Annotated in this window: 8 protein-coding genes; 6 read left to right on the top strand and 2 right to left on the bottom strand. The window is 43.1% G+C overall.

Annotated features, from left to right (window positions below):
* Window positions 1-18 precede the first annotated feature (18 nt).
* Window positions 19-630, bottom strand: a complete 612-nt coding sequence (locus AC1W6K_RS04340; protein WP_481720216.1) for a 5-formyltetrahydrofolate cyclo-ligase — start codon at window positions 628-630, stop codon at window positions 19-21.
* An 80-nt stretch (window positions 631-710) separates the two neighbouring features.
* Between AC1W6K_RS04340 and ileS the strand changes: the two genes are divergently transcribed.
* From ileS to AC1W6K_RS04310, 6 genes are read left to right on the top strand one after another with little or no spacing between them, the layout of a single operon-like run.
* Window positions 711-4,115, top strand: coding sequence for an isoleucine--tRNA ligase (gene ileS / locus AC1W6K_RS04335; protein ID WP_481946581.1), 3,405 nt, complete (start codon window positions 711-713; stop codon window positions 4,113-4,115).
* Between the two features lie 7 nt (window positions 4,116-4,122).
* Window positions 4,123-5,511: an MBOAT family O-acyltransferase gene (locus tag AC1W6K_RS04330; protein ID WP_481946580.1), complete on the top strand. Its 1,389-nt coding sequence runs from the start codon at window positions 4,123-4,125 to the stop codon at window positions 5,509-5,511.
* 1 nt (window position 5,512) lies between these two features.
* The gene (locus tag AC1W6K_RS04325; RefSeq protein WP_481946579.1) at window positions 5,513-6,553 is read left to right on the top strand and encodes a hypothetical protein; all 1,041 of its coding nucleotides are present in this window, start codon (window positions 5,513-5,515) and stop codon (window positions 6,551-6,553) included.
* A gap of 1 nt (window position 6,554) precedes the next feature.
* Window positions 6,555-8,252 (top strand): tetratricopeptide repeat protein, encoded by a 1,698-nt coding sequence (locus AC1W6K_RS04320; RefSeq protein ID WP_481946578.1) that lies wholly within the window; start codon window positions 6,555-6,557, stop codon window positions 8,250-8,252.
* Between the two features lie 37 nt (window positions 8,253-8,289).
* Window positions 8,290-9,111, top strand: a complete 822-nt coding sequence (lolB1, locus tag AC1W6K_RS04315) for a lipoprotein insertase outer membrane protein LolB1 (RefSeq protein ID WP_481946577.1) — start codon at window positions 8,290-8,292, stop codon at window positions 9,109-9,111.
* The gene (locus AC1W6K_RS04310; RefSeq protein ID WP_481946576.1) at window positions 9,108-10,514 is read left to right on the top strand and encodes a murein hydrolase activator EnvC family protein; all 1,407 of its coding nucleotides are present in this window, start codon (window positions 9,108-9,110) and stop codon (window positions 10,512-10,514) included. The genes lolB1 and AC1W6K_RS04310 overlap by 4 nt, the downstream gene beginning before the upstream one ends.
* On the opposite strand, the gene AC1W6K_RS04305 is transcribed toward AC1W6K_RS04310, so the two are convergent.
* Window positions 10,511-12,850: a TonB-dependent receptor gene (locus tag AC1W6K_RS04305; protein WP_481946575.1), complete on the bottom strand. Its 2,340-nt coding sequence runs from the start codon at window positions 12,848-12,850 to the stop codon at window positions 10,511-10,513. The two genes, AC1W6K_RS04310 and AC1W6K_RS04305, sit on opposite strands and share 4 nt — an antisense overlap.
* Window positions 12,851-13,017 lie beyond the last annotated feature (167 nt).

Genomic DNA, 13,017 nt, shown 5'->3' with positions numbered 1-13,017 from the left:
AGCCTGCAAAATTAGGGCTTATCTCGTTGAATCAAAAGGATTTTTGCGATAAAATCCGTCGAAAAGATGTAGGCCCGTAGGCGAAATACACAAGTCTAACGGGATATCATGCGCCTCTACATCATCAATACGCTGCACAGGTTCATCTAAACAGACGCCAATTTTTAGGGTGTCAGGCCGACAATCCTGCAAAAATCGGTCGTAAAATCCTTTGCCGTACCCGACGCGATTTCCGTTAGCATCAAAGGCCAATAGGGGAATAATCACGAGGTCAATGTCTGCCATGTTAACTTTTTGGCATAATTCCGGATCAGGTTCCTGAATTCCCAAAGCTGAAGTCAGCAAAGAATCGTTTGATTGCACCTGATAAGCAACCATATCATGTTCATTTTCGACTCTCGGAAAACAAAGCTGATGCCCCAATGACTCCAATGTTTCATGGATAAATGACATGTGAACTTCCCGGCGCTCCACAATCGGCTGGAAACTCATGATGCGATGCGGCAGCTGAAAGCTCGTAATGAAATCCATAAACTCTTGTTGGAGCGACTCATTCAACAAACCAAACACATGCTCCGACACATTTTTGCGTCGGGCTAATGCAAGTTGACGGAGGCGTGATTTGTTCATAGATAGAGCCTTAACTATTGGTTATTTTTTCTTATTTTTGCCTCAATTTTGCCGATTATTTCATAAAAAACAACAAGACTGTGGCCTTTAAGGAATACAAAAATTTGGATTATGCTGCCGTGGCAGACGAGGTTCTAAATTTCTGGAATGAGAATGATATTTTTGAGAAGTCTATTTCTTCTCGCGAGGGGAAGCCTACGTTTACCTTTTTCGAAGGTCCACCTTCTGCAAACGGTACACCCGGGATTCACCACGTGATGGCGCGTACCATCAAAGATATTTTTTGCCGTTACCAAACCCTCAAAGGAAAACAAGTAAAACGAAAAGGCGGTTGGGATACCCACGGCCTTCCTGTCGAACTACAAGTTGAAAAAGAATTAGGCATCACCAAAGAAGACATCGGAAAGTCAATTTCCGTCGAAGAATACAACCAAAAATGCCGCGAAACGGTCATGAAATTCACAGATCAGTGGAATGATTTGACGCAAAAAATGGGCTATTGGGTGGATCTCGATAATCCCTATGTCACCTACCAAACTCCCTACATCGAGAGTGTTTGGAACTTGTTAAAGCGACTTTACGACAAAGGATTACTCTATAAAGGATATACAATTCAGCCCTATTCACCGGCAGCCGGAACCGGTTTGTCGTCGCATGAATTAAACCAACCGGGCTGTTATCGGGATGTGAAAGACACGTCGTTGACCGCTCAATTTGAGGTTTCAAAAACAGCGAAATCCACATTCCTTTTCGAAAAATCAGCGGGTGCTCCCGTTTATATTTTAGCCTGGACGACGACTCCGTGGACTTTGCCTTCCAACGCTGCACTGACTGCTGGAAAAAATATTGCTTACGTTTTAGTCAAGACATTTAATCCATATACTTACCTGCCTGTTCATGTTGTATTAGCGAAGGATTTGGTAAAGAACTATTTCCAAGCTGCGGCTGAAAATGGAGATTTTGAGGCTTATCAAGCCGCTGAAAAAAAACCAGCCACTATACCTTACAGCATTGTAGATACTTTCAAGGGCGCTGATATAGACGGAGTGGAATACCTGCAATTAATGCCCTACGTACAGCCGAAAACACCTGCTTTTCGTGTCATACTAGGTGATTTTGTGACGACGGAAGATGGAACGGGAATTGTGCATACAGCGCCAACGTTTGGTGCGGATGACTTTCGGGTGTCCCAACAAAACAATATTCCGGCCATTATGGTGACGGATGAAAATGGGAAGGATGTCCCGCTGGTGAACCGACAAGGATGTTTTGTGCAAGAAGTAACAGATTATGCCCTTGAGCCTGTAAAAGAGGCATATTTGACGGAAGAGGAGAGAGAAGCGGCTAAAATCAAACAAGGAAGAGATAAATATTTATCGGTGGATGAGCGCATCGCGATCCAATTAAAAACCGAAAATAAAGCGTTCAACGTACAGAAATTTGATCACCCCTATCCGCATTGTTGGCGCACCGACAAGCCCGTCCTTTACTACCCATTAGATTCCTGGTTCATCAAAACGACCGCGGTAAAAGACAAATTGATTGAATTGAATAATACCATCAATTGGAAACCTGAATCAACCGGAACGGGTCGTTTCGGAAACTGGTTGGAAAATTTAGTGGATTGGAATTTGTCTCGCTCTCGCTATTGGGGAACGCCTTTGCCGATCTGGCGGACGGAAGATGGTTCGGAAGAACTATGTTTTGGTTCGGTTGAAGATTTAGTTCAGGCCTTACAAGCAGCGCTGAATTCAGGAAAATTAAACGCGGAACAAATCACAGGAAACGAAGCATTTATCGCCGCTGCGAAGGCGGGAGAAGCGGATTTACATCGTCCCTATGTGGATACTATTTTTGTGTTAAGTGCCTCTGGAATCGTGATGGGGCGGGAATTAGATTTGATCGATGTGTGGTTTGATTCAGGTGCGATGCCTTTTGCACAATGGCATTATCCATTTGAAAATCAAGATATATTTAAGCAGTCTTATCCAGCGGATTTCATCTCGGAAGGGGTGGACCAAACGCGCGGTTGGTTCTTCACCTTGCACGCTATTTCGGCCATGGTGGAAGAGTCAGTAGCATTTAAAAATGTCGTTTCTACTGGATTAGTGCTAGATAAAAATGGCAACAAAATGTCCAAACGTTTGGGCAACGCCATTGATCCTTTTGATACGCTTTCGAAATATGGAGCGGACCCGACGCGCTGGTATATGATTACCAATGCGCAGCCATGGGACAACTTGAAATTTGACTTAGCTGGGATTACAGAGGTTCGTAACAAGTTCTTTGGAACGTTAACCAATACCTATAATTTCTTTGCACTCTATGCGAATTTGGATGGTTTTTCTCCAAAAGTTCACGGGGTAACGTCTCCTAATTTGACCGAGTTAGACCGCTGGATTTTATCGAAATTGAGCAGTTTAGTGGCTGAAGTTGACGAAGCTTTTGCCGCTTACGAGCCTACGAAAGCAGGTCGTGCGGTGCAGGATTTTGTGTGTGATCATTTGTCCAACTGGTATGTGCGTTTATCGAGACGTCGCTTCTGGAATCCGGAGGATACCAACCAAGGAATTTCGCCGGATAAGGCAGCAGCTTATCAAACGTTATATACGTGTTTAGCGACTGCAGCCCAACTCATGTCGCCGATCGCGCCGTTTTACGGGGATTGGTTATACAAGAATTTGACGGGAGAAGAGTCGGTGCATTTGACCAACTTTACCACCGTCAATGACTCGTGGAGAAATCCAGATTTGGAAGCTTCGATGGACATGGCGCAACGCATTTGTTCGCTCGTACACTCGTTGCGGAAGGTGCATAAATTGAAAGTGCGTCAGCCTTTGGCGCAAGTTTTAGTTCCTGTTTTGCAAGAATCTGTGCGTGAGCAAATTCGCCGCGTGGAAGATTTAATCAAGTCGGAGGTGAATGTCAAAATGGTCAATTACCTAGATGACGCCTCGGGTGTTTTAAGCAAAAAAGTAAAGCCAAATTTCAAGGCTTTAGGGCCAAAATTCGGGAAAGATATGAAGGCGGTAGCTGATGTAATCACGGGTATGTCGGCATCGGATTTAGCAACAATTGAAGCGGCGGGTGCGGCAAATCTTCAGGGATTTGAGATTGCGATAGCTGATATCGAAATCCTGACGGAAGATATGCCAGGTTATTTGACAGCTTCGGAAGCTGGGATGACGATTGCCTTGGATAATACCTTGACACCGGAATTAGTCCGCGAAGGAATGGCGCGTGAATTTGTGAATCGGATTCAGAATTTGCGGAAGGATTCGGGTTTTGATGTCGTGGACAAGATCAGTATTTTAGTGCAGTCAAGTTCGGCGGAATGGAATGCGAGTATCACGGATTTTGCGAGCTATATTCAGCAGGAAGTTCAGGCGGTGACGTTGGAGATTGTGCCAACTTTGCCAGGAACTTCGTCTGAATTGACTTTTGATGATTCTAGCTTACACGTTCACGTGGCGATTTTCAACTAAATCTATCATGGTTTTCAATTCCCTGCAATTTTTGGTGTTTTTTGGGATTGTGACCAGTGCCTATTATTTAGTGGCTCACCGTTTTCGGTGGGCCCTTTTACTTTTTGCTTCCTGCTATTTTTACATGGCGTTTATGCCCATCTATTTGGGTATTTTGGGGTTCACGATTGTCGTCGATTATTTCGCTGGGATTTACCTGGAACGTTTTGAGGGCGCTACTAAAAAATGGTGTCTCGCTTTAAGTCTTGTAGCCAATGTGGGCGTGCTGGCCATCTTTAAATATTATGGTTTTCTCACCGATAATCTGACTGGGGTGGGGCATTTGTTTGGGATGGAATTCAATTTTCCTGCGTTGAAAATTTTACTTCCCATCGGACTTTCGTTTCACACGTTTCAGGCGATGAGTTATACGATCGAGGTGTATCGAGGGCATCAAAAAGCCGAACGGAATTTTGGGATTTACTCCTTATATGTGATGTTTTATCCGCAGCTGGTAGCTGGGCCGATTGAACGTCCCCAAAATTTGATTCATCAATTTTACGAGAAACACACCTGGGATACCGATCGGGTGAAGCTCGGTTTGCTGCAGATGGCTCAAGGATTTTTCAAGAAAGTGGTCATCGCAGATCGCTTGGCGCTGTTAGTTGACACGATTTATGGAGATTTAGGTTCGCAATCTGGGGGCTCACTAATTTTAGCTGCGATCTTTTATTCGTTTCAGATTTATTGCGATTTCTCGGGGTATTCTGATATCGCCATCGGTGCGGCGCGTGTGATGGGGTTCAACTTAATGGAGAATTTCAATGCACCATACAGCGCCAAATCCATCCCTGAATTCTGGCGTCGCTGGCATATTTCACTTTCAACCTGGTTCAAGGATTACGTATATTTTTCATTGGGTGGTAATCGTGTTTCTGTTCCCCGCTGGTATCTGAACATCATGATTGTGTTTGTGTTGTCAGGATTTTGGCATGGGGCTAGTTGGAATTTTGTCATCTGGGGTGCCTTGCATGGCGGATTTCAATTGGCCGGCTTAACCATAAATCGCCTATTTCCTTCGTTGGCAGCTGATGCACAATCGGGTATCAGCTTATGGATGTATCGTTTGTGGACTTTTAGTTTGGTGACGCTGGCGTGGGTATTTTTCCGTTTGCCTCATTTTTCAGATATCCGTTTGTTTTTCCGAGGGTTATCGGAGCCTGTGGGTGTAGGTACGCTCGGTTTAAAACCTGCCGAAATAGGCTTTAGTGCGCTATTAATTATCGGATTGTTGATTTATGATGTTCACGGTAAGCTACGCTCAAAATACTTTATGTGGCTCATGCCTTTATTCATCGCGTGCATTTATTTCTTTGGTGTTTTCAGTTTGAAACAGTTTATCTATTTCCAATTCTAGCATGAAAAAAATAGTTGCCCTTTTCGTGTTTATCATCTGTCTGCTGGCGCTCGTCCTAAGTAGTTCGGATGAGGGTATGCGGAAGTTGACCAAAGAGCGTTATGCCGGCACTGGAATTCTGCATTCGGATAAATATGCCTTTGGAGATTTGTATGGGTTATCTTATTTGCCGGAGTTTCGGATTGCGAAACAAGAGAAATTTACTGAAGTTCCTGCTGGGCTTCCAGCCGAAAAGGATCTTGATTTGTATGTCGTAGGCGATAGTTATTTGTATAGTTATTTGGACACGGTACCGGATTATTATGCTCGCGTTAATAAGCTAGATTTTAGACGTTGGGAACATGTACCAGTCCGAGCAGAGGGATTTACTTCGGGGCGAAAAAAGGTGTTGTTGATTGAGTCTGTGGAGCGAAATATAGCTAATGTGATTCTTTTAGAGCGTATTAGGGCCGTTTTTGAGCCGACACCCCCTCCGGTTTTGCCGTGGTGGGAGCAATGGAATGAGACAATCAAGTCGGCATTATATCATCCAAACTTAGAGGCGAATTTGGAATTTACGCTATTTAACCTGGCACTCTTTTCGCCAATTAAAGAACTGAAAGCCACTTGGAATGACCGCGTATTCGGTCGGCTTGCGCACGAGGTCCACCGCTCTAAATCGGGGGATCATTTATATATGCATGAAACGGTGGATGTGCACGAAAAAGGTAGTTCGTACCGTGAAATTTCGGATGATGAGGTGGTGGGTACCTTACGAAAAATGGAGGAGATTCAAGCGTTTTATCTTTCGAAAGGATTTGATTTGGTCTTATTCTCCTTTATGCCGAATCCGGTTTCCTTGTTAGAAGCGGAAAAAGGCAATGAGTTTTTGTCCCGTATTCAGGTTGCTGGGGCTGGGAAATTAATGATTATTGATCCATCCGAACGATTAAAGTTAAATGCAAGTCATTATTTTTATCAGTCTGATTCTCATTGGAATCAACGCGGGGCGCGTGTTTGGCTAGATCAATTGAATGAGGTACTTCGAAGTGTTCAAAAATAATATGCGCGCAGTCTATTTGATTCTTTTCTGTTTTTTGGCCAACATACCTTTCGTGGATGCGCAAAAAAAAGGGGTATTGTCTCCGGCTAAGGAAGAAGAGTTGATGGCGGAGGGAATGCGTTATTATACGAAAGGAGATTACGAGGAGGCGATTTTAGTTTGGGAAAGCATGCTTCCTCATATGAAAGAGGAGCCTGCTTTATATTTTTATGCTGCTAAATCGTATGCGGCGCTGGCAAAACCGGCGCTTGCGCTAATGGCCGCAAAAAAAGCGCATGAACTGTCGCCCTACTCGTTGGATTATGGTTTGTTTTATAGTGAATTACTATTGCGCGAGCGGCGATTTGATGAAATGATTGTGTGTTTGCGTCATTTATCTCAATACGATGAATCGCAGCCAGATGTAAATTTACTTTTAGCGCAGGCTTATTTATGGAGTGAGCAGGGCGATTTGGCTTTAGAGGCCTTGGAAAAGGCAAACCGTTGGATCGGGGAGTATCCTGAAATCATTCGGACGAAGCAATTTATTTTATTGAAAAAGCAACGTTTATTAGATGCTTTGGCGCTAGGAGCGCAATTAGTTGCGCAGGAGGAAGGTGAAAATTTAGTTGCCTGGGATCAGATGGATGTGGCTTGGGAGTTAAGCAAGGGGGATTCCGTGCGCAATGCATACATGCGTTTGGCGGAGCAATTTCCTACAGAGGGTCAGATTCCGCTTTTACTCACACATGTGTATGTTCAGGAAAAGGATTTTGGCGCTGCTTTAGGTCGATTACATGCGGCTTCGGAAGATCGTTCGTTAAATCCGGAAATGATTTCACAGGTTGCGTTGAAGGTTTTTGAGCTGATAGATACGAAGGAAAAGTGGGCTGCAGCACTGGATGTCACGCAACATTTTATTCAAATGTATCCCCAGGAACCTCGATTTTTAGCGATTCAAGGCGATTTGTATGTGAGTTCTCAGGACTTTGCATCGGGATTGGCGCTTTATTTACAAGCTGCTCGCTTGGGTAAAAGTAAGATTGAAGTTTGGGCGCGTATCATCCAATTGGACTTTGAGTTAAGCGCGATTGATAGTGCGATTGTGCATGCGCAGGAGGCTTTGGTGCTGTGGCCTACGCATGGTTTTTTCCATTTTCAAAAGGGTTTTGGGCAATACATCAAAGGCAATGTGGCCGGTTCTTTGATTTCATTGGAATTAGCAAAGACCCATTTACAGCCAGAGGATGGATGGGATGTTCAATTATACTCAATTTTGGGCGATGTGTATCAGGCCCAAAAAAGGTATCGGGATTCGGAGAAGGCTTTTGATTATGTGTTACGTAAGCAACCAGAAGATGAGCATGTGCTGAATAATTATAGTTATTATTTGTCTATGCGGAAGGAGCGATTGGTGGAGGCGGCTACGATGTCACAAAAATTAGTTCAAAAATTTCCCACGAACGGGACCTATTTGGATACGCATGCGTGGGTATTATATCAGCAGGGTTTGTTTACGGAGGCGCTGGTTTTTTTAGAATTGGCGGTTGCAGATAAGGAATCCACGAGTGCCACTGTTTGGGAGCATTTAGGTGACACCTATTATCGATTGCGACGTTTAGATGATGCAGTGGTTGCCTGGAAACAGGCCAAAAAATTAGTTGGCGAAAATCAATTACTTGATAAAAAGATTGAGATGTTACGAATTATCGAAAATTGAGATATTTTTGTATACTTTTTAATGCCTACCGGTAACTATGCGCTACGTAATTATACTCCTTTGCTTTGTGGTTGTGGGCGCGTGCCAGCGAAAGCAGTCGGTAGTCATCGTGCAAGCTATACATCAGGATACATTAGTTCGTGATGCGGTGGTGGCGGAGGTTAAGAAAGTAGAAGTTCCGCTCCTTCCGGAGGCGGATCGACGTGAGGCGGTGGAGGATTTACGGTTCAACTACCTAAAAGCAAAATCACGTGTTGTTTGGAAGTCAGGCAATAATCAAGACAATTATACCGTTGACATACGCATGAAGCGTGACAGTATCATCTGGGTGAATGTTGGTCAGACGGGCATTACGGGGGCGACGGGTATTTTTGACCAACAGCATTTGCGTTTTTATCAAAAAATCAGTGGTCAATATTTTGACATGTCTTATGACAGTTTAAGTGTCATGATGGGTTTTCGAATTGACTTTCGGATGTTACAGTCTTTGGTTGTAGGTAACCAGCCGTTCAAGCGTAAAAATTCACGGGTTATCCGGGAGAATGAAAATATTATTATCAAGCAAGATTCGGGGCGGATTAAGATCGATAATATGGTTGGCCCAAACCGAAAATTAAAAAAATTATTAGTGAACGATGAGCCTACGGCAAACAAATTGACGATGGATTTTGAGGAATTCACTAGTTTAAATCAGGTTGTTTTTCCGTTTTCGAGTTTGATTACGTTGGATGTTAAGAATAAGGAGAACAAGCAAGTGTCGACGGTGATTAGCATCAAATATTCCAAAGTAGAATTATTGGACACACCATTGGAATTTCCGTTTCGTGTTCCGGTTAAATTATTGAATTCAAAACCATGAGATATATTTTTGTTTTAGTTAGTTTGATTTGGAGTTTTTCAACCAGTGCGCAGGTAGATAAGAAGACGCAATTGGAACAACAGAAAAAGGACAATTTGGCTAAAATCAAGGAGTTGAATTCCATTATTTCTAGGACCTCTAAAAAGAAGAAGGCATCCATAGGTAAACTGAATGTGTTGAAGCAGCAGATCGGGGTGCAGAAAAAGCAGATTACTATATTGAATGAAAACCAACAACTCTTAGCGGCAGAAGCAACGAAGTTGGCCCGCGAAAGTGACATCCTTGCGGCCAAATTAGAGCGCTTAAAAAAGAATTACGCGCTGATGTTGTTTGAGTCACAGAAGGTTTCAACAGTTTCCAATAAAATCAGTTTCTTGATTTTATCGAATGATTTTGGTCAATTCACGCGACGCATGGATTTTTTACGTCAGTTTACGAAGAATCGAAAAGATCAGGCGAATAAAATTTTTGAGACGCGTCAGGATTTAATGACCAAGAAGCAGCAAGTTATTTTCAAGAAGAATGAAGAGAAGAAGGTGATTGTCGAAAAGGAAAAAGAAACCAAAACGCTTGAGGTATTAAAGACCAAGGAAAATAAGGTGGTTACGGTCTTAACGCAGCAGGAAAAAAAGTTGCGCACGGAATTGGAGCGTAAGAAATTAGCCATTCGGAAGTTGGATAATTTAATTGCAGGAATCGTACAGCGCGAAATTCAAAAGTCGATGGAGCGGGAACGTAAGTTACGTGAAGCAGCCCAAGCGCGTAAATTAGAAGTAAGTAAGCCAACTTTACCGAAAGTAAAATTGGAAGAAGGAGTGGTGAAGAGATCGGAGAAATTGGGCGTAGAGGAACAGCCAAAGGCCGAAACTAAACTAGAAGCGAAGGCTGAGAAGAAAGAAGTTGTGAAAGTGAAAGCTGTTGTGGCTGAAAAAGTTGCCGAGCCAGCGTTGAATTCAAATACGTATTATATGAATGCGGAGGAGGCGAAATTAGCTAGTTCATTTAGCGCCTTGCGCGGACGGATGCCGTTCCCGGTTCCCTCTGGATTTATCTCGGATCACTTTGGTGTACATAAACACCCTATTTTGAAGGGAGTGATGATCAATAATAATGGAATTGATATTCAAACTTCACCGGGCTCCCCTGTGCATACCGTATATGACGGCGTTGTGCAGTCGGTGGTGAACATACCGGGAATCAATATGGTGGTAGCGATCCAGCACGGAGATTATTTTACCGTATATAGTAAGTTGGCCGGCGTATCTGTCAGTACGGGTCAAAAAGTGAAAACGGGCCAACGAATCGGATCGGTTGCTTCGGATGAGGATGGTACGTCGGAGATTAATTTCCAGGTTTGGAAAAATACGGTTCGCCAAAACCCTGAAGTCTGGTTGCGTCGTTAAATTTTATACAAGATGCGTAGGCTGATGTTTCGACCTTGGTCGTCTGTAAAATATCGGAAGCGATTAAGATAATCGCGGTACGATGTATTCAGGGCGTTATTAATGCGAATACCCACATCTATTTTCTTGAGGTTGATTCCCCAATTCGCTTGTACTAATTGGTAGCCTTTAGGTGGTTCCGAGTAATCAGATCCTGGTTCCACGCGTGTTTGTCGGCTTACTTGAATGAGGCCAACACTTACATATTGCTTTTCCTGCATCCAACGGTAGGTCAAGGTATACTCAAAGCGATTTGCTGGAATATTAACGAGGTAACGTTTGTTGGCCGACGAGTTGTCAACTGCTTGGACGATACTTGTTTTGTGTTGGAGCGCGAGATTGGGTGTCAACTGGTAGGTGGCTTGCGCATCGATACCGCTAAAAATGGCATTGATTTGTTCGTAGGTAAAAACCGGAAACGCGCCACGTACGGTGGTGAAGTATTCGGCCACGCCACGCGTAACCATGGGCTTTAAATAGATAAAGTTTTGAATGTAATTGTGGAAGACGCCAAGTTCAATTTGTAATTTATTGGCATCAATTAAGGTGTTTAAGCTGGCATTGTAGGCCGTTTCCCCTGTCAAATTAGGATCTCCAATTTCAAATGCAGCGGCACCATGATGGACGCCATATGAGAATAATTCATTCACGCCAGGCGCACGGAATGCACGAGCTAGGATCAGGTGATTTGTCCATTTTTCTGACCAATGGTATTTAAGGCCGACGCTTCCTGAAAGGCCCATGAAATCGTTCTTACTACGGTTAATTATGGTTGAATAATTGATTTTTGGCCGATATACGTCGATTGTTTTTTGGTCGACACGTAGGCCAACTTCAACTTCAAATTTTTCTTTTACCAGGCGCTCAATCGCAAAAACACCTAAGGAATTTTGGAGGTAATTGGGGAGTAGGCTAGATGTTAATGTGGGTATGGTTACATTTTTGCCCGAGGTTAAATTTCCTTGCATTTGTAAGTTAAAGCCAAATTGCCCTTTCCACTTTTTAGCTGTGTTGGACTCATCCCAAATTAGTTCTGTTGTGAGGGTATTTAGTAAAAAGCGCAAATTATTTATGCCTCTACCGGCGCGCAATACGTCGAGTTCGAGCCTTTCATTATTTTGTAATGCGATAGTTCCGCGTAGGGTTTGACCTGATGCGAATTTAAATTGAGATTTAAATTTACCGAGGCGATGGTTTATATCTTGATATGGACGAGATATTTCTCTACTAAATTCAAGGGGAGTAAATGCCTCAAAAGGTCTTGAACGGGCAATCGATTTTTCAAGATCATTTACATTGCCAATGTGTGAGCCTAAATAGATACCTATATCTGAGTGAAAGTGACTGTAAAATAAATCATTAGACCAGTTATTTTTTTTGTAGCCAATGGCTGCTGAAAAATTCTCTTCTCGAACACCTGTATTTGCCAAAAAATAGTCGGCCGTACGTATATTCCCCCCATTTTTCAGCGTTCCTTGCAAACGCCAGCCCCATCCATTTGCGCGGTTAAATCCACCTTCCAGCATGCCGGCCAAAACGGCTTGTCGGCCATTCGTAAAATAAATCGATTGCATTTCTCCTTTCAATCCAGCGCTATCTGGTAGAGCATCGGGTTCCATCATGACCATACCACCGATGGCATCTCCTCCATACCGTAACCCGCCGGGGCCTTTGATTACTTGAATATTTTTGGAGACAAATGGGTCAACCTCTGGTGCGTGTTCGCTGCCCCATTGCTGACCTTCTTGTCGGATACCATGGTTTAAAATGATTACTCGGGCTGAGTGCATTCCGTGAATGACGGGTTTTGAGATGGTGCTACCTGTTTGTAAACTTTGTACGCCGCTGATTCCACGTAACATTTCTCCTAAACTTAAACCGTCTCGTTCGGCTCGTTCGGTTTCGCTTAATTTGCCGCGAAGTTGGGCACTACTCTCACTTTTTTTCCCGCTTACTACAACTTCTTGGAGGTGCTCGTCATGGCTTTCTAGCGTGAAATTTTCGTTGTGATTTGCCTCATCTTGGATGGATATTGGAATTTCTATCGCATCAAAACTGCTCATTTTGCAGATCAATGTATAGTCGCCAGGACAAAGGGATTGGATTTTGAAATGACCATTTCGGTCGGATAGAGCGATTTTATTTGTTCCTTTTATGTAAATATAGGCCCCAGAAATGGTCTCTTTGGTTTCTTTTGAAGTCACATTTCCTTCTAAGGTACATGAACAATTGGCCTGCCCGAATAGCATGCTTGCTGGTGCAAGAAGCAATAAGAGAAAAAATATTTTACGAAACATGAATGCTTAAAAGGGGTGGTAAATATACGGTAAAATAGGCTGAAAAGCCTACTAATTGATTATTTCAACTAACTCGCCGATGAACACCAATATCTTGTCGATAAAATTTTGTTTAATTTATTTTGAAATTTGTTAAACAAATATTTGTTTTGTTTATTCTTTTTATA

Source organism: Aquirufa sp. (genome assembly GCF_964796385.1).
The sequence above is the reverse complement of the archived record's forward strand: the minus strand, read 5'-3'. Positions and strand labels throughout refer to the sequence as shown.